Source organism: Acinetobacter sp. YWS30-1, from assembly GCF_033558715.1.
Classification (GTDB): Bacteria; Pseudomonadota; Gammaproteobacteria; order Pseudomonadales; family Moraxellaceae; genus Acinetobacter.
On sequence record NZ_CP114606.1, the window covers coordinates 2,256,870 to 2,273,227 of the forward strand.

Consider the following 16,358-nt stretch of genomic DNA (forward strand, 5'->3'; position numbering starts at 1 on the left):
ACTTTATAAAATGTAAATCGATGAAAAAAATATTGTTATCTGCCTTGGTAAGTTCAATTTTCTTAACCGCATGCCAACAAAAAAATACAGTAGATTCAAAACCTGAACCAACAGCGGAAACCGTCGCTGAAAAAGAAAGCTTACCGTTGATTAAGGCTAAAACTGAACGTGTACAGCTCAGTAAAAATGAAGTATGCCATCCAGCCAGTGAGGATGAGTTTGCCAGTTGCACTAAATATCATCTGCAAACAGTGAAAACGAATGTAAATTGGTTAAACCAATATTTTTTGGAGCGTTTACAAAAAGACCATGCTGAAGCTTTCGACAAATCACCTGCTGTAGAGGTCACTCTTGATCCTGAAATGCCATCAACCAACTACAGTACCACTGCTGTACGTTATATCGGTCAGCATTACAATATCGCAAACTTTACATACTTTTCCGAATATTACCCAGCAGGCGCTGCACATGGTATGCATCATAGTGACTACGTTATTTTTGATCTCAATACCAAGCAGCGTTTAAGCCTGAATGATATTTTGGCACCTGCAAGCAAAGAAAAACTCAAAACTGAACTTTACGAACATAATCGTGAGTGGCTTGAACAACATCATATTGAGCAAAATGCATTTGAAGTAAGTGATAATTTCTATTTCAATGCCAATGGAATTGTATTTGTCTATCCATTGTATGAATTGGCTTCTTATGCAGAAGGTATTACTGAACTTGAACTTCCCTATTGGTCAGCTCAAGGGGTGATCCAAACAAAGTATTTACCCCAGCTGCCTGAGTCATCTGAAGAAATTTATAATGACTAAACTATCTATTTTAAGTGTAATAATAATCAAAGTATTTTTTCTAATTTAGGGATATGAATGTTACTCAGCAATCTGGAATCTGTACCGGGACATACCATTCGCCAGCAGATTGATGTGGTGTATGGCAGTACTGTGCGCAGTAAGCATGTTGGACGTGATTTACTGGCCGGTCTGAAAAATATTGTCGGTGGCGAGTTGACCGCTTATACCGAATTACTGGAAGAATCCCGTCAGGAAGCCATGAACCGGATGATTGAAAAAGCCCGCAGTATGGGTGCCAATGCGATTGTGGGTATTCGTTTTTCTACCTCAAATATTGCCCAAGGTGCTTCTGAACTGTTTGTGTATGGCACTGCAGTCATCGTTGATCCGGTCATGCCTAAACTGCCTGATCCATTTCCACAGGCGAACTAATGCATGGACGGATTGATTATACAGATTGTCATTTTTGCCATTCTGTTCAGCGTGGGTTTCGGTTTTGGTCGCTTTAACGAGCGCAAGCATCTGCAATATCTGGATGAACAGGAACAGCGTTTGGCTTATATCCGGGTCAATAATAGCCGTTTCATCGAATCTACATTCCCCGGTCATATGATCAGCAGCAATGTGGTCATTTCACATGATTACTTTAAATATGCGATCGCTAATGTGCAAAACATGTTAGGTGGTCGTTTGACCAGTTATGAGAGTGTCGTTGAACGGGCACGACGTGAAGCTATAGTACGGTTAAAACTGGAAGCAGAAAAAATGGGCGCTGACCAGATTATGGGAATCCGCCTCAGTACGACTGAACTTGGCATGCAAGGCGGTATGGTTGAAGTCTTTGCTTATGGCACTGCAATTCAGACCAAGTAATTATGCTTCTGCAAGCTTCTCTACAAATAGAATTCCATTCAGGTGGTCAATTTCGTGCTGTACAATTCGTGCCGGAAAGCCTTTGAACACTTGAACCATTTCATTTCCCTCTAAGGTAAAATAACGCACCTGAATCTCTTCTGCTCGAGCTACTCTCCCTCTTTGTTCGGGCACACTTAAACAGCCTTCCTCACCCAATACTTGCGTAGCTGAAGCACTGATAATCTCCGGATTGATCATGGTCACAGCTTCCATATACGGCGCGTCTGGATAACGTAAATTGGGCCGTGATGCGACAATAATAATGCGTTTAGAGACATAAACCTGCGGTGCTGCAATGCCCACGCCCTGACGTTGTTGCATGGTCTCCATCAAGGCGCTGTTAAATTGCCGCAACCAGTCACTGTCAAATTCAGCCTGTGTGACCGGACTGGCAATTAGGGTTAAAATGGCCTCACCTTGCTGTGCCACCGCCAAGGTATTTGTCATCGCGCTATCCTGTATTTTTTTCATTTAACTCTATCTTAGAGGGAAAATTACAGAATGAACATCATACTAAAATGAATAAATACGTCTAAAAAAGATAAGCTGTGTTTTAAGTAGTATGTCGAAATCCAGCTTATGGTTGCCTTAAAGACTTCACCTGAAAGGAAAATAATTAATCAAAACATTCCAAATAATTTTATTCATTTAAATTTTAATAACTTTTAGTTTAGATTAAACAAAGAAAGATTGATTATTCAAGAAAATAACCCTTCTTTAAAATCAGCAATCAAGTCATGGATATTAAATAATGGAACGACCACATGAATGCACAACCCTATCTGAGCCATGCTGATAAACGCACCCTCGGACTATCGTCCCTAGGTGGCGCACTGGAATTCTATGATTTCGTCATTTATGTGTTCTATGCCAAATTAATTTCCGAACTGTTCTTCCCAAGTACCCTGAGTCCATTTTGGGCCATGCTGAATACCTATGGCATCTTTGCCGCAGGCTATTTCTTCCGTCCACTCGGCGGTGTGGTGATGGCGCATTTTGGGGATCTGATCGGTCGTAAACGACTATTCAGTTTATCCATCTTGCTGATGGCGCTACCGACCCTCATGATTGGGATCATGCCGACCTTTGAAAGTATTGGTTATGCTGCACCATTGCTGCTGCTATTGATGCGTGTTGTTCAAGGTATTGCGATTGGCGGTGAAATTCCGGCAGCTTGGACCTTCGTGTCTGAGCATGTACCAGAACGCCGGATTGGGATTGCCAATGGCTTACTGACCGCTGGCCTATCACTCGGAATTCTACTCGGTGCCCTAATGTCGCTGTTTATTTCCCTTCAATTCACTGAAGCAGAAATCAAAGACTGGGCTTGGCGCGTTCCTTTCATTGTAGGTGGGATTTTTGGTTTTGTGGCCCTTTACCTGCGCAGTTATTTGAAAGAAACTCCAGTTTTTAAAGCCATGCAAGCTCGAAAAGAGCTATCTAAAGAATTACCGGTTAAACAGGTGCTGTTAAGCCACAAAACTGCTGTAGGCATTGGGATGTTATTTACCTGGTTCCTGACCGGCTGCGTGGTAGTCTTGATTCTGGCGATGCCAAATTTGCTAGTGGCGAGTTTTGGTTTCGAACGTGCTGATGCGTTCAAGATGCAAAGTGCTGCAATCCTGATGCAAATGCTCGGCTGCATTATCGCTGGTGTACTGGCTGACCGTTTCGGTGCAGGCAAGGTCATTTTACTTGGCTCTATTTTTGTCGCGGCAATGGCTGGGATTTTTTATCACAGTCTGGGTCATGTTGAAGCGTCAACGGTGTTCATGCTTTACATGTTGCTCGGTCTAAGCTCAGGAACCGTGGGCATGGTGTCTTATAGCATGGTGAAAATGTTCCCGGCACAAATCCGTTTTAGCGGAATTTCATTTTCCTATAATCTGGCCTATGCGATTGCAGGTGGAATCACCTTGCCACTGGTACAATGGTTGAGCCTGTATAGCAATATTGGCGCCCTGTACTATATCTGGACCGTTTGTCTAGTGACTCTCTTCACTGCCCTGCTTTACCGCAGCAAATTTGAAAAAACAGCCTAAAATAAAAAAGAGCCTGACTCACAGGCTCTTTTTCTAAGCGTGAAAATACGAGCTTAAGCTTTCAGATTCTTGCGTAGCTCATCTTCCACAATACTGATCTCGATTTCACTGAATTTACGGATTTCACCTTCGGCATGTTTTTCCAGCATGCCACCGACCAAAGGCACTTTCACATTCACCGTCCAGTTCAACTGGAACTGAATCTGCTGTTCATCACCTGTTACGGCACGTTGACATTTAGCTTCAATTGGCAGATTGGCACCTAGTTCCACAACAGAAGTCATTTCTTCTAGATTACTGACATCAGTACGCTGCAAGCGAAACGCATCTTTCAGCAGTTTCTTGGCAATATCTGGGATTTTGACATCCAGATTGTAGGCACGTTTCAGGGTATACAGATGTCCCTGCTTTTCTGAAACCAGAATTTCCATATTTTGAGCAGGGATCCGATGACAAACCGCTTCATGCAAACTGATGTCATTTGCCAGACGCTTAAACTCATCAATCGAGACACCGCGAATAATTGCGTTTACGGTAAACTGGTGGGCCATATCTATTTTCCTTATTTTTATTAGGGGTTATGGACTCAAATTAAGTCAAATGAATCATCTGACAGAGAAGATAAGCTATTTAAGTCAATTTTACATCGGCTGTCATTATTTTTTTATTGAGAAAAATTGGCATTGAGGTCAATGTTTCCAGGCAATTTTTGCAGATATACAGGGTCCACAGCTGAGTAAAAGCTGAACTTCACGATACTCAATGACCGCATGAAATTCTTCTGCCCCATCATCCAGACCAGAAGCATACCAGACCGTACCCGCAGGAAATTTCTTTAACCAGCTGGCCTTATAAAAATCAGAAACGGAATCAAACTGTAGATAGTGTTCCGGTTCGGCTTCAACCTGAGTCGCCAGAGCCATAAATTTCTGTAATTGTGCCTGATGAAAATCAATCAGCATGAGGCAGCCCTTCCTTTTGTATGAGGCGATTGCATGCCATATTAAGCATAGATGTCATTTACGACTCGTGAGTTTTGACATCATGGCTTAGATCAGATTAAAAATAATATAGATTCACCTCCCCTGATTCAATCCACGTATAAGGATATCCAGTATGCTACAAGGAAAAGTTCAGGTCGAAACCGTGCAGTTTTTGGCAGAAGATGGCTATACCTTAACCGGCAAGCTTTACCGCAGTGAATATGCCAAAGCCAATATTGTCATCGCCTGTGCGACAGGTGTTCCCCAAGCTTTTTACCGGCGCTTTGCCGATTATGCAGCACATGCAGGTTTTCAGGTACTGACTTTTGATTATCGTGGGGTGGCTAATTCTGCGCCTAAACGGTTAAAGAATTTTAAGATGTCCTATCTGGACTGGGGACAATATGATCTCAGCGCTGCGATTGATTATCTCAGCCAAACCGGTCTGGACATCTATATGATTGGCCATTCCTATGGCGGACAGGCCTTGGGATTAAGCAAATATCATGATCGCATTGAAGCAATGTACTGCTTTGGCACTGGTGCTGGCTGGCATGGTTATATGCCTTTAACTGAAAGAATCAAGGTTCAGGTAATCTGGAATATTATTTTCCCACCGATGGTGGCAGTGACAGGCTATTTGCCATGGAGCCGTTTAAATATGGGCGCTGACTTGCCACGTGATGTTTATCGTCAGTGGCGAAAATGGTGTAAAAATCCGACCTATTTCTTTGCCGATCCTGAACTGAAAGACCTGCATACCCATTATGCCGCGGTAAAAACACCTATTTATGCCGTAGCCGCGCTTGATGATGCCTGGGCCTTACCTGAATCCAGACAGGCTTTTATGCAACATTATCGTCAGGCTCCGTTGCATTATATCAATATTCAGGCAGCTGATTATGGACTCAAGCATATGGGACATATGGGTTATTTCCGTCAGGGCGCAGAACAGCTCTGGGATGAAGTGCTCACCAAGTTCAGCGAATTACATCAACTCAAATATGCAGCTTGATTTTAGTTTCTAGAGCATTTAAGCATTTAGCTGCTTAAGCATAACGTGCCTGTTGAATATCGGTTCTGATTTCCTGACGGTGTTCCTCGCCGAAACGGTCGACATGGGCATAAAATACCCCATAACGGCCGACATAATATTCCAGTGACTGGTCATAAAAATTCCAGAAAATTGACCATTCGCCTAAATCCATCTGACGGATTTGTGTACCGGTATGCATCGGCATTTTACGGAGCAATTCCTGCTGTAACTGCTCTGCTTCATTGCGGTCCTGAATCTGAACCTGATGCTGGAAAAATAATTGCGCCACATCATCAAACAGTTCCAGCTCATAGGCATCGACCACATGCAAGGTTTCCTGAGACTCAGGTTGACTCTCTTCAGTACTACTGGAAATCGGGTCCGCTTTTTTGACACGTTTACTTTTTACATAACGCTGGGTTTTATAGATTTTCATGCCGATAAACCACATCGCATAAATTATCAGGGCTAGACATGAAAAAATCAGGAATTTAAGCATCATTGATCATCTCGTGTGGTTAATTTTATTTTTATCACGGTCTGCCAATTCTTGATTTGGCGATCTTCTTTTAACTTAACACAAGTCTATTTTTTGTACAGCAAACTTGAGGATTTTTTTAGATCTTCTTGGATTTTTTTCTTTAGTTGAGCCTTATTTTCCAGTATTCAATTTGAAATGAGGATCTAAAATCTTGTTAAAAATTAGAATTAATCTTAGAGGCCAATATTGATCAGGATAAATAAATCAGACAAATCACTACAGAATCGATCATCAACTCTGGATTCTTTAGCAAATGCACTCAAAAAGCTACATGATTGGTATTTGTTTTTTTGAGCATTTTCCTTCAAATAAAAGGTCTCTCTTTATGGTCGAGTAAATGAATAAAATTATGATTCGTGAAGGGAAGATTCAAGATATACCTCAAATAATTCAGGTCATCCACGACAGTATTCAATCCTGTATTTTGGATCATCAACGTGAAGACAGCGTGATCCAGCGCTGGCTGGAGCAGTTTAATCACGCCCAGTTAATTGTGGAAATGCTTTATAACGACTGCTGGGTGTATATTTTAAATGATCAGATTGTCGGCTTTTTGCTGGTCAGTGACACTGGAGAAATCCTGATGCACTATGTGGCTGCACGTTTCCAGCGACTCGGGGTTGGCACCCAGCTTTTTGATCAGATGCACAAATCCTTAGTGCGTAAAAATATCCATAAAATTAAAGTCCAATCGACTCAAACGGCTTTAAGTTATTATCAAAAAAATGGATTTTTCTCACCGAATTCTCAATCGGAAAATGAAGAAAATTATCATTTATCTCTGTACACGACAAATTTCACAGAACCCTTATCCTATCAGGATTCTGCTTTCTTAAAATTGCCAAAATTTCCTTAAACTCTTCTTTTTTCCCAAAACCAATTAAACGCTGAATCGCCATTTGAACATAGTCTAAACCATAGCGAAATAAACTCATTGAGAGTCGTCCATGCTTCTTTATTTTTATCGCTTTTTTTTGATTATGTTGCCATTCACCCGTTAAGTAACACCAACAGAAGCTTATAGCTAACACCGCAATCAATTTTTTCACTCGTCTAGGGTCTGTCAAGCGCGTATTTTCAAGATTAAACCCGCGTCCTTTGAGACAACTGAATAAGGTTTCAATTTCCCAGCGTAATGCATAATCCTGAATAGCATTGGCATTAAACTGAGGAGAAACGACGAGTAAAAGCTCTCCATTTTCTAACTGTAGTGCACTTATATATAGTTTCACCCGACCAACCAAAATCCGTCGTTTACGACATTCAATTTGACCAACTTTAAGATGGCGAAATAAATCACTAATTTTATGATTCTTTCCTAAATGATTGGTGACAATGAAGTTTTTTTAACACGAATGCAGAAGTTGATGTCTTGTTCAATTAACCATGTAAACCACTGCTCACCGATAAACTCTCTGTCTGCGAACACATTCACAATACGGTCTTTACCAAAAATGGCTATAAAGCGTTGAATCAAAGCAATACGCTCTTTCGTATCTGAATTTCCACGTTTATTAAGCAATGTCCAAAGGATAGGTATCGCTATTCCACGATAAACGATTGCGAGCATCAGGATATTAATATTTCGTTTTCCCCATTTCCAATTGGTTCTATCTAAAGTCAGTTGCACTTGGTCGAATGAAAACATATTGAAAATCAACTGAGAAATTTGACGATAATCAAAATACTGACCTGCAAAGAAGCGCTGCATACGTCGATAAAATGATTGTGGTAAACACTTGATGGGCAAGGCTTTAGATGCAGAAGAAAGATTACATGTTTGCTTTAAAATAATCACAAGCATGATGAGCGCAAAGCACTTTAAATGTGACTTGTTCCATTTTAGAGATTTGTTTAAGATAAGATATAACTCATTGAGATGTGTCATAGTATTCGTCGTTAGAAAACAATTATTGTGACATTATTTCAATGAGTTATCTATTTTTGTCGTGTACAGAGATCATTTATATAAATACGCTTTTTAAAATTAAAACTTTTTTATGTCATTTTAAGTTGATCTCGCCCTGCCTGCTTAGCCGCATATAACTGTACATCTGCCGCTTTCATCAGTGCATGAATATCTGGATAGAGATGTGCTTGATCCATCCAAGAAATGCCCATACTAACCGTGACATAGGATTTATCATCTGTGCGATTTAAATGTTCAAATTGCTGTTCGCGAATCTTGATTAAGACTTTTTCCAGAGATTGAAATGCTGCCTGGACAGGTACATCAGTAAGTAGAATCGCAAATTCTTCTCCACCATAACGGGCTAAATACGCGGATTCGGGGAGTACCGTCTGAATGACCTTGACCAGATTCTGTAAAATTTCATCTCCTTTTAAGTGCCCATAATAATCATTGTAGTTTTTAAAATAGTCGACATCGAGCATGGCAAAAATCAGTGTACTGTGTGGATGTTGCTGACAGTATAAAAACTGCTGCTGGATTTGGTCATTTAAAGCACGGCGGTTAAAGGCACCCGTCAAAGCATCAATATTCACCTGATGTTCGAGTTTGGCATTCAGTTCACGTAATTGCTCGGTACGTGCTTTGACTTTCTGATCGAGTGAATTATTTAACTCTTTCAGATTCATATTCAACTGCTCTGTCGCATAGGTTTGATGGGCATAATTTTGCGACTGCTGAAACATGATGATCACGGCATACAGACTGGTCGAGATAAAAGACAGATGCACACTTTCAATCACATTGATCAGCAATAAATAGTCATTTATAAAGGTCAGGCATAGAAAAATGACCGCATAGAGAGTCAAGCGCGAATAATTGTCTTTATGATGTAAAGTCTGATAAAAGCCATAGATAAAATTGACCACCACGACTATCCCGAAAATCGCACTATACAAGGCCAGACGTTGAAAATTTTCCGGATCGGTCAACAGGGTTACGACACAGTTCAGTAGTAAAAGTCCTGCGGCAACACTATAAATAAATCGATGCAAATAGCGCTGATTAAACAGGTACATATAACTGAGGAAAAATAGAATCGCCAGGAAAGTGAACAGATATTCTAGGCGTGTTCCCCATAGCCAACCGAGCTTAGTCACGATCGAATAGGCATACGGCGCTGCAAAAAAGTTATGCAGGGCCAGAAAAATAATGAACAAGCCAAAGATAAAAATACTTTTGCTATTGCGTTCTGTTGATCCCCTAAACATTGAAAAAAGAATCGTGAAAAAGCCCACCCCAAGCACCAGTCCACAGACTATACTGATGCTCATCATAAGCTGCTGATACTGACGGTTAATAGTTCCGGCTGTTCCAATGCGTATAGGCTGTTCAATCCCGCCATGCAGATGGGTATAGTTTGAGGCCTGAATACTCATGGTGAAATATTCACTCTCAGGAACAAAATAACCGATTCGAGGAGCCCTTTCATTTCTCTGCTCTTCCGCTGTTTTCGCAATTTCCCCATGCCGCAGAATAAATTTTCCATCGATATAGATTCGATAGGCACCATATTCAGCCGGAATATGCACGGCGATCCGACGTCCGATAAATTCTGATGGAATTTTGAAATGTCCGATAAAGGTTCCATAGCCAATATTTGAACCGGTCAGGTCTTTAAATGAAGCGGGTAATTGAACCTCTTGCGGAGTAAGTACGGAACTTGGTTCAGTAATAAACTGGTTTGGATAAAACTGCCAATTTTGGGGCAATTGGCTACTATGATCTTCAGTAAAGTGAATTTCGGAAATATGCGGTTGACTGTGCTGCGTGACAGAGGAAGATTCAAGAGATGCCTGGGCGAAAACTGGAATCATCACTAATAGGACCCAGCTAATGCTCCAAATCAATATTACAGAATAGACATTCCTTATCATGTTTTGCAAAGACAGTATTTTCCTGAAAAGTGCTTTATTCTTCTTATAATCTACGTCGAATAGCAGGGAGTGCAAAGCTTTTTTTGTAGCTCATCGGATGAAGTCCATCTAGCTATGACTTCACCCGTTCAACATTCACTCATCACAATGAATGAAGCTTATTTCAGTGAATCAATCACGTGTTTTAACATCATACAGTTCGATTTCAAAAATCAGGTTTGAATTGGCCGGGATGATATTCCCCATTTTACGTTCACCATAAGCCAAATGAGCAGGCACAATTAGTTTACGCTTACCGCCTACTTTCATACCGATAATCCCTTGATCCCAGCCCTTGATCACACGGCCAGTGCCAATCACGGTTTCAAAATAGTTACCACGATCCAGTGATGAGTCAAACTTGGTGCCATCTTCTAGCCAGCCAGTATAATGAGTCGTAATAAGCGCGCCCTTAACCGCTTCTTTACCTTCACCCACTTTCAAATCAATAATTTCTAGCTCTTTGGTCATGACCAATATCCTTTCTCTGGCAAATACGCATAGTATAAACGGGATTAGACAGAATTCCTTTAGCTTTGAGGCTTAAAGGATTAAAAGCTGAGTTCCTGGATATTTGAATCATTCAGTAAATAGTTAGTCAATTTTTTATGATTTTCGGCGGAGCCAATTAAAATCCAGCGTCCACTAATACGGTGTTCCGTTTTATGCTGCACACTGCGAACGACTTTCATATTATAAGTTTTAAATAATTCTTCGTATTGCTCTAAGGTTTTACGTTGATAAGGACAGATAATTCGGTAGGTTCGTGCCTGACTTAAAGTTTCTATTCCCTCTTGGACATAGATCAGAAAAATCAGCACGATTAATACAATAAAAGTAGCAAACAGACTCAGCCATTCATAACCCGCGCCAGCTGCCATGCCCAGTGCTGCTGTCATCCAGATGGTTGTCGCTGTCGTAATGCCTGAAATCCGGTTTTCATCTTTAAAGATAACTCCCGCACCGACAAAGCCCAAGCCAGTAAGGATATTGGCTGCAATCCTATCCTGACTATCCAGACCAATTTTGATTGACATAATCGTGAACAAGCAGGAACTCAGACTGACCATGATCATAGTCCGCAAACCGGCAGACTTACTGCGATATTCGCGTTCTGCACCAATAATTGCACCAATACCGAGGGCAATGAGCAAACGATAAAGATCCGGATGCATATATTTATCCCTGTTTCATTTTTATTATTGTCAGGTATACGCAATTTCTGAATCAGGATACAAGCCGAGACTTGCATCCTTATTGGCTGTTATTGTAACTGTTCCCATTCAATTACAGCTTGGGCCTGATCACCGATCAAGGTCCATTCGCCATCCATGACATTCAGTTGCAGCTGCATGGTACGTTCACATAACTGTTGTACCGCTTCAGTGCTGGCGGTCGAGATTTTCCAGACCTCAACATTCGACAGCGTTTTCAGTTTGGAATTACGTTTATACCATTCATCAACTGAAGAACCATAAGCAACTACTGCGACCTGTTTGCAACGTGCGCTGGCTTTTTTGACTTTATCTTCGTCAGGACAACCCACTTCGATCCATTTCAATAATTGGCCAGTCAGGTCTTTTTCCCACAGCGCTGGCTCATCAGTCTCAAACAGATCCTTGGTAAATTCAAGCGCCTCGCCAGCAAAACGTGCATAAGCCAGAATACGTACCATCAGACGTTCAATGGTTTCCGAAGGATGCAGCGCCATCGTCAACTGATAGTCTTCATAACGATGGGTATCCATATCGGCAACGTTCAAATCTGCCTTATAAATTGTCGCTTTTAACGCCATAATACAATCCTCAAATTTGGCGCCTAGCATATAAGATTTATTGCATTTTTGCTGAACAGATTTCATCTTATCCAGCTATTTTCAACACGCAGATTCGAAGTTATTTTTCCTGAACAATCCGGCATTGCATTAAGGCGGTTTCAAATTCCAGCCAGTCACGTGAGGTCTGGTAAATCACTTCTACCCGATTATCAATGCCTTCTTCGGCAGACTGATAATTAAACTGATCAGGATTGAAATTAAAGCTTTTCCAGCCCTGATTGGTATTAAAAATCCCTTTGATTCTGAGCCAATCCTGCTGCTCACAAAGCAGATCCAGCAGATCATAAAAATCAAACTGCCAGCGTTTTGGCAATTTCCAACCTGCCACCTGATAGCCTTGTGCACTTTCAACATAATGATAAGGCAACTGATGTACGACAGCCGGCACCTCTCCCAACACTTGGCGCTGTTGCTTGAGCAGTGGCTGAATCTGACGTGAAGCACCCTGATAATCCTGTTTGATTTGCTCAATATCCAGCTGTCCGTTTTCTATCATCAGCCAGTGCTGGGCATATGGCTGATACTCAGACTTGAGTTCAGTTAAAGCAGCATGATCAGTTTCAGTCATCAAATCAGCATGGGAAATAACCATGATATTGGCAACTTTCAGCTGATCCGCATACAGGTTCTGATGCGTCCAGTCCCGATCATGTAAACGTGAACCATCGACTACCGTGACCAGAGCCTGCATTTTCAAATGACTCTGCCAATGCGGTTCGGTGAGCTGTTCCAGCAGTTGCCCGGGATGTCCGAGTCCTGTAGGTTCAATAAATAGCCGGTCCGGTTTGGTTTCTGACAATAGCCGGGATAAAGCAATCTGCATTGGCAACTGACTGCTACAACATAAACAGCCGCCCAGCAATTCTTTCACTGCATAGCCCTGATCCTGAGGCAGTAATTGCTGGTCGACGCCAATCTGACCAAACTCATTCATCAGCACAGCCCAGACTTCTTGCTCCGGTTTCTGGCTCAGTAAATATTTTAATAAAGTGGTTTTACCAGCACCCAAGAATCCGGAAATGATGTGTACAGGAATAGGCTGCTGAGCGGCAAGAACTTTCAAAATTGATTCTCAAAGATAGAATTAGAAGTAGTAAACCTGACTATTATAGAACACTGGACTCTTGCAAAAATGTTCATTCTTGGATGATTAGATTCTATTTATCTCGGTTCAAATAAAAATAACAGTCTGTAGTAAGTACTTTTTAACCGTTAACTAGTTCACTTAAACGCTATATTTGAAATATTTACACACATTTCCAGCTAACAATTTCCTATACATTTAACAGAAGAAAACAAATTTCCAATGATTGTATTTGCTTGCTTAACAGCTTCGTGCGGCTTTTGTTAATTGCTTTGCTCCATAAAATTTTCATGCTTAGGATGAATTCCTGCCGGATTGATGTGATGGTCATTCGGCAGTTTATAAATGTAATAAAAAGGATGCTCAACATGAAATATGCACAAATCTTACTTGCAACAACGCTTACTGCAGCCGCAGCTACCAGTTTTGCAGCAAACAACACCACTGACACGAAGACCACTGAGGAACAGAAAGTCACTGTGATAACTCAGGAACTTCCTGCAACGAATAACCCAAATCCAAATGTAACCACAGCTGGACCTGCTGACCAGCCTGCTGCGTCTGAAGCTGCTACAGAAGACAAAGATGGTAAAAAAACGACTAAGTCGACATCGACTCGTTAATCAGGTTTAAAGCAACATCTCGTGCAGTAAATCTCCAGTAGGTTTAACCTATGCTGCCGGATGTAGACTAAGGCTGAATCATGCAACTGCGTGATTCAGCTTTTTTATACCTTATAGGCTATTCACTATAGCCAGAAATGATCATAGGATTCATTCATCTTATGAATAAATTTAAATATTATTATTTATTATCAATAACTTATTAAAATAAAATTCTTTTCAACTAAATCTTTTTGATAGACATGACCTACTATGGACTAGCTTGTTTAGCGCTATTGATTGTTCCTTAATAGTCTCAATCCTGAATTGATGGAATGGACATTCGCGATGAGCAATACAAATTACACCACTGAAGTGGCGATTTTGGGGGCTGGCCCAGTAGGCTTAACGATTGCCAACTATTTAAGCAAACAGGGTATACAAGTCACCGTAGTTGAACAGCTAGATAGTCTGATCGATTATCCGCGTGCCATCGGCATTGATGATGAATCCTTGCGTACCATTCAATCTTTGGGACTGGTTGATCAGGTCTTGCCGCATACTACCCCGAATCATGCCATGCGCTTCCTGACACCCAAAGGCCGTTGCTTCGCAGACATTCAGCCACTGACTCGTGAATTTGGTTTCTCCCGCCGTAATGCTTTCATTCAGCCACAAGTAGATAACGTTCTGCTAGAAGGCCTCAAACAATATAAAAAAACTGAAGTACTTTTCTCTCGCCATCTGACACATTTCAGCCAGGATGCTGAGGGTGTAACTTTAAATGTTCAGACTAAAAATGGCAGCTTAGAAACCATTCGTGCGCAATACCTGATTGCCTGTGATGGTGGAAACTCTTATGTACGCCGTACCCTCAACATTCCATTCGAAGGTGAAACTGCGCCAAACCAGTGGATCGTGATTGATATCGATAATGACCCATTGGCAACCCCACATATTTATCTATGCTGTGACCCGGTGCGTCCTTATGTATCAGCTGCCCTGCCGCATGGCATTCGCCGCTTCGAATTCATGGTCATGCCAGGCGAAACTCAGGAAGAACTCAGCAAACCAGAAAATATTGCCAAACTACTATCTAAAGTTTTACCGAATACCGATGGAATCGAAGTGATTCGTCAACGTGTCTATACCCACAATGCACGTATTGCAGATAAGTTCCGTGCTGACCGTATTCTGCTTGCTGGTGATGCTGCACACATCATGCCGGTATGGCAAGGCCAAGGCTATAACAGCGGTATGCGTGATGCCTTTAACCTGGCCTGGAAAGTTGCATTGGTGATCCAGGGTAAAGCAAGCCATGAATTACTGGACTCTTACCAGGTAGAACGTAAGGATCATGCCAAGGCGATGATCGATCTTTCAGTCATGGCAGGCCACGTCCTTGCTCCACCAAAAAAATGGCAAGGCTTTGTTCGTGACGGTATTGCTTACGCATTGAACTATATCAAGCCAATCAAACAGTACCTGCTGGAAATGCGCTTTAAGCCTATGCCGAAGTATCATGATGGTGCCCTGCTGGCCAATACTCAGAAAGACTCTCCAGTCGGCAAGATGTTCATTCAGCCGCAGGTGAAACTGGAGTCTGATGAAACTGTATTGCTGGATGAAGTGATTGGCAATGACTTTGCCATCATTGCCTGGGGGGTGGATCCGAAATGGGGCTTAAGCAAGCAAACGATACAACAGTGGAAAAAACTTGGCGTAAAATTTATCCAGGTTATTCCTACAGTTCAATTGTCTAATCAACATCGTAAGCAATACGAAGATGTGATCACCATTGGTGATATCGGTACGGACATTCGTACCTGGTTCGGCAAGACCAAGGACTCTATCGTCATCCTGCGTCCAGACCGCTTCGTGGCAGCCTTAGCGATTCCTCAATCTATAGAAAGCACAAGTCAGGCGCTATTTAACAAGCTCCATGTCAAATAATTGACCTCAGTCAAAAAAACCACGCTACGGCGTGGTTTTTATTTATAGATGAACATAGAAGCTAAGTTCGGTATTGCTCAAACCATGAAATATCTTTGAGAGAATCACGACGTGCCATTTGCTGTAGGAAAGGTTTAAATTCTTCCAACGTCGGCAAAATTTTGGTACTAATTGCGAAGATCAGACAATAGGCCACATATAGATCTGCAGCAGAAACTTTTTCACCTAAAAGATAAGGCTTGGCCTGCGACAAACCTCGTTTAAAAAAATCAAATACCGCGGCTTCGTTACCAAAACTTAAACTGGTTCGGACCTTTTCAATCTGTTCTTGAGATACTTGTAAATTTTTTACATCAATATATTCAGTCAGTGGCCCATGACAGAAGAAAATCCATTTTAAATAAGTACCACGCTTGGGATCATCTAAAGCGGGTGCCAATCCTTTGTCCTGATACTTATCTGCCAGATAGATGATAATAGCCGCCATTTCTGAAATTACGACGCCTTGATCAACCAGACAGGGAACTTTACCCATCGGATTGATCTGAAGATATTCAGGTTGATGCATATCTTTAAAAGGAACTTCCACCTGCTCAAGCTGGTCTTCAATCTGTAGTTCTTTAAGTATAGGCAGCAAGGTCATGCCACGTGACTGAGGGTTGTTATAGAGCTTCATCATT

At 41.6% G+C, this 16,358-nt stretch carries 19 protein-coding genes; 8 read left to right on the forward strand and 11 right to left on the reverse strand.

Annotation, left to right across the window (positions count from 1 at the left end; genetic code table 11):
• The first annotated feature begins 20 nt into the window (after window positions 1–20).
• The 3 genes from O4M77_RS10620 to O4M77_RS10630 are packed head-to-tail and all read left to right on the forward strand — an operon-like array spanning window position 21 to window position 1,673.
• A complete protein-coding gene (locus tag O4M77_RS10620) occupies window positions 21–818 on the forward strand; it encodes an RsiV family protein (protein WP_159123400.1) in 798 nt (265 codons plus the stop codon).
• A 57-nt stretch (window positions 819–875) separates the two neighbouring features.
• A complete protein-coding gene (locus tag O4M77_RS10625) occupies window positions 876–1,232 on the forward strand; it encodes a YbjQ family protein (RefSeq protein ID WP_103799673.1) in 357 nt (118 codons plus the stop codon).
• Window positions 1,233–1,235: 3 nt separating this feature from the next.
• Entirely contained in the window at window positions 1,236–1,673 is a 438-nt protein-coding gene (locus tag O4M77_RS10630; RefSeq protein WP_166137628.1) for a YbjQ family protein, read from the forward strand.
• On the opposite strand, the gene def is transcribed toward O4M77_RS10630, so the two are convergent.
• Entirely contained in the window at window positions 1,674–2,162 is a 489-nt protein-coding gene (gene def, locus O4M77_RS10635) for a peptide deformylase (RefSeq protein ID WP_166137630.1), read from the reverse strand.
• Between the two features lie 317 nt (window positions 2,163–2,479).
• On the opposite strand from def, the gene O4M77_RS10640 reads away from it, so the two are divergent.
• Window positions 2,480–3,757: an MFS transporter gene (locus tag O4M77_RS10640; RefSeq protein ID WP_166137632.1), complete on the forward strand. Its 1,278-nt coding sequence runs from the start codon at window positions 2,480–2,482 to the stop codon at window positions 3,755–3,757.
• A gap of 53 nt (window positions 3,758–3,810) precedes the next feature.
• On the opposite strand, the gene O4M77_RS10645 is transcribed toward O4M77_RS10640, so the two are convergent.
• Window positions 3,811–4,308, reverse strand: a complete 498-nt coding sequence (locus O4M77_RS10645; protein ID WP_005236909.1) for a DUF2505 family protein — start codon at window positions 4,306–4,308, stop codon at window positions 3,811–3,813.
• A gap of 138 nt (window positions 4,309–4,446) precedes the next feature.
• Window positions 4,447–4,719 (reverse strand): hypothetical protein, encoded by a 273-nt coding sequence (locus O4M77_RS10650; RefSeq protein WP_004784921.1) that lies wholly within the window; start codon window positions 4,717–4,719, stop codon window positions 4,447–4,449.
• 154 nt (window positions 4,720–4,873) lie between these two features.
• Here O4M77_RS10650 and O4M77_RS10655 point away from each other — a divergent pair, with 154 nt between their 5' ends.
• The gene (locus O4M77_RS10655; protein ID WP_166137634.1) at window positions 4,874–5,755 is read left to right on the forward strand and encodes an alpha/beta fold hydrolase; all 882 of its coding nucleotides are present in this window, start codon (window positions 4,874–4,876) and stop codon (window positions 5,753–5,755) included.
• Between the two features lie 34 nt (window positions 5,756–5,789).
• Here the strand turns inward: O4M77_RS10655 and O4M77_RS10660 are convergent, their stop codons facing one another.
• Window positions 5,790–6,275 (reverse strand): hypothetical protein, encoded by a 486-nt coding sequence (locus O4M77_RS10660; RefSeq protein WP_166137681.1) that lies wholly within the window; start codon window positions 6,273–6,275, stop codon window positions 5,790–5,792.
• 391 nt (window positions 6,276–6,666) lie between these two features.
• On the opposite strand from O4M77_RS10660, the gene O4M77_RS10665 reads away from it, so the two are divergent.
• Complete coding sequence (locus tag O4M77_RS10665; protein ID WP_416359255.1) at window positions 6,667–7,173, forward strand: GNAT family N-acetyltransferase; 507 nt, start codon at window positions 6,667–6,669, stop codon at window positions 7,171–7,173.
• On the opposite strand, the gene O4M77_RS10670 is transcribed toward O4M77_RS10665, so the two are convergent.
• The 6 genes from O4M77_RS10670 to O4M77_RS10695 form a co-directional block, all read right to left on the reverse strand.
• Window positions 7,115–8,205, reverse strand: a protein-coding gene (locus O4M77_RS10670; protein WP_085940648.1) for an IS4-like element ISAba1 family transposase whose coding sequence is annotated in 2 segments (ribosomal slippage) — window positions 7,115–7,665 and window positions 7,665–8,205 — 1,092 coding nt in all. Because the reading frame shifts where the segments join, the coding sequence is not laid out codon by codon here. The two genes, O4M77_RS10665 and O4M77_RS10670, sit on opposite strands and share 59 nt — an antisense overlap.
• 110 nt (window positions 8,206–8,315) lie before the next feature.
• Window positions 8,316–10,103: a GGDEF domain-containing protein gene (locus O4M77_RS10675; protein ID WP_240904227.1), complete on the reverse strand. Its 1,788-nt coding sequence runs from the start codon at window positions 10,101–10,103 to the stop codon at window positions 8,316–8,318.
• Window positions 10,104–10,334: 231 nt separating this feature from the next.
• Window positions 10,335–10,673 carry an FKBP-type peptidyl-prolyl cis-trans isomerase gene (locus O4M77_RS10680; RefSeq protein ID WP_159123393.1) on the reverse strand — a complete coding sequence of 113 codons (339 nt, stop codon included), beginning with the start codon at window positions 10,671–10,673 and terminating at the stop codon, window positions 10,335–10,337.
• Window positions 10,674–10,753: 80 nt separating this feature from the next.
• The gene (locus tag O4M77_RS10685) at window positions 10,754–11,377 is read right to left on the reverse strand and encodes an MgtC/SapB family protein (protein WP_103799665.1); all 624 of its coding nucleotides are present in this window, start codon (window positions 11,375–11,377) and stop codon (window positions 10,754–10,756) included.
• Window positions 11,378–11,466: 89 nt separating this feature from the next.
• Entirely contained in the window at window positions 11,467–11,997 is a 531-nt protein-coding gene (locus O4M77_RS10690; RefSeq protein WP_103799664.1) for a YaeQ family protein, read from the reverse strand.
• A 100-nt stretch (window positions 11,998–12,097) separates the two neighbouring features.
• Window positions 12,098–13,102, reverse strand: a complete 1,005-nt coding sequence (locus tag O4M77_RS10695) for a CobW family GTP-binding protein (RefSeq protein WP_166137649.1) — start codon at window positions 13,100–13,102, stop codon at window positions 12,098–12,100.
• 389 nt (window positions 13,103–13,491) lie between these two features.
• On the opposite strand from O4M77_RS10695, the gene O4M77_RS10700 reads away from it, so the two are divergent.
• A complete protein-coding gene (locus O4M77_RS10700) occupies window positions 13,492–13,746 on the forward strand; it encodes a hypothetical protein (protein ID WP_166137652.1) in 255 nt (84 codons plus the stop codon).
• Between the two features lie 327 nt (window positions 13,747–14,073).
• On the forward strand, window positions 14,074–15,678 hold the full coding sequence (locus tag O4M77_RS10705; RefSeq protein WP_166137655.1) for a bifunctional 3-(3-hydroxy-phenyl)propionate/3-hydroxycinnamic acid hydroxylase: 1,605 nt from the start codon (window positions 14,074–14,076) through the stop codon (window positions 15,676–15,678).
• 61 nt (window positions 15,679–15,739) lie between these two features.
• Here O4M77_RS10705 and O4M77_RS10710 read toward each other — a convergent pair whose 3' ends face one another.
• A complete protein-coding gene (locus tag O4M77_RS10710) occupies window positions 15,740–16,354 on the reverse strand; it encodes a glutathione S-transferase family protein (protein ID WP_166137687.1) in 615 nt (204 codons plus the stop codon).
• Window positions 16,355–16,358: the final 4 nt, after the last annotated feature.

Coding starts and splice junctions, on each gene's coding strand:
- O4M77_RS10620 (WP_159123400.1), top strand. CDS start 21: ATGAAAAAAATATTGTTATCTGCCTTGGTAAGTTCAATTTTCTTAACC.
- O4M77_RS10625 (WP_103799673.1), top strand. CDS start 876: ATGTTACTCAGCAATCTGGAATCTGTACCGGGACATACCATTCGCCAG.
- O4M77_RS10630 (WP_166137628.1), top strand. CDS start 1,236: ATGGACGGATTGATTATACAGATTGTCATTTTTGCCATTCTGTTCAGC.
- def (WP_166137630.1), bottom strand. CDS start 2,162: ATGACAAATACCTTGGCGGTGGCACAGCAAGGTGAGGCCATTTTAACC.
- O4M77_RS10640 (WP_166137632.1), top strand. CDS start 2,480: ATGAATGCACAACCCTATCTGAGCCATGCTGATAAACGCACCCTCGGA.
- O4M77_RS10645 (WP_005236909.1), bottom strand. CDS start 4,308: ATGGCCCACCAGTTTACCGTAAACGCAATTATTCGCGGTGTCTCGATT.
- O4M77_RS10650 (WP_004784921.1), bottom strand. CDS start 4,719: ATGCTGATTGATTTTCATCAGGCACAATTACAGAAATTTATGGCTCTG.
- O4M77_RS10655 (WP_166137634.1), top strand. CDS start 4,874: ATGCTACAAGGAAAAGTTCAGGTCGAAACCGTGCAGTTTTTGGCAGAA.
- O4M77_RS10660 (WP_166137681.1), bottom strand. CDS start 6,275: ATGCTTAAATTCCTGATTTTTTCATGTCTAGCCCTGATAATTTATGCG.
- O4M77_RS10665 (WP_416359255.1), top strand. CDS start 6,667: ATGATTCGTGAAGGGAAGATTCAAGATATACCTCAAATAATTCAGGTC.
- O4M77_RS10675 (WP_240904227.1), bottom strand. CDS start 10,103: ATGATTCCAGTTTTCGCCCAGGCATCTCTTGAATCTTCCTCTGTCACG.
- O4M77_RS10680 (WP_159123393.1), bottom strand. CDS start 10,673: ATGACCAAAGAGCTAGAAATTATTGATTTGAAAGTGGGTGAAGGTAAA.
- O4M77_RS10685 (WP_103799665.1), bottom strand. CDS start 11,377: ATGCATCCGGATCTTTATCGTTTGCTCATTGCCCTCGGTATTGGTGCA.
- O4M77_RS10690 (WP_103799664.1), bottom strand. CDS start 11,997: ATGGCGTTAAAAGCGACAATTTATAAGGCAGATTTGAACGTTGCCGAT.
- O4M77_RS10700 (WP_166137652.1), top strand. CDS start 13,492: ATGAAATATGCACAAATCTTACTTGCAACAACGCTTACTGCAGCCGCA.
- O4M77_RS10705 (WP_166137655.1), top strand. CDS start 14,074: ATGAGCAATACAAATTACACCACTGAAGTGGCGATTTTGGGGGCTGGC.
- O4M77_RS10710 (WP_166137687.1), bottom strand. CDS start 16,354: ATGAAGCTCTATAACAACCCTCAGTCACGTGGCATGACCTTGCTGCCT.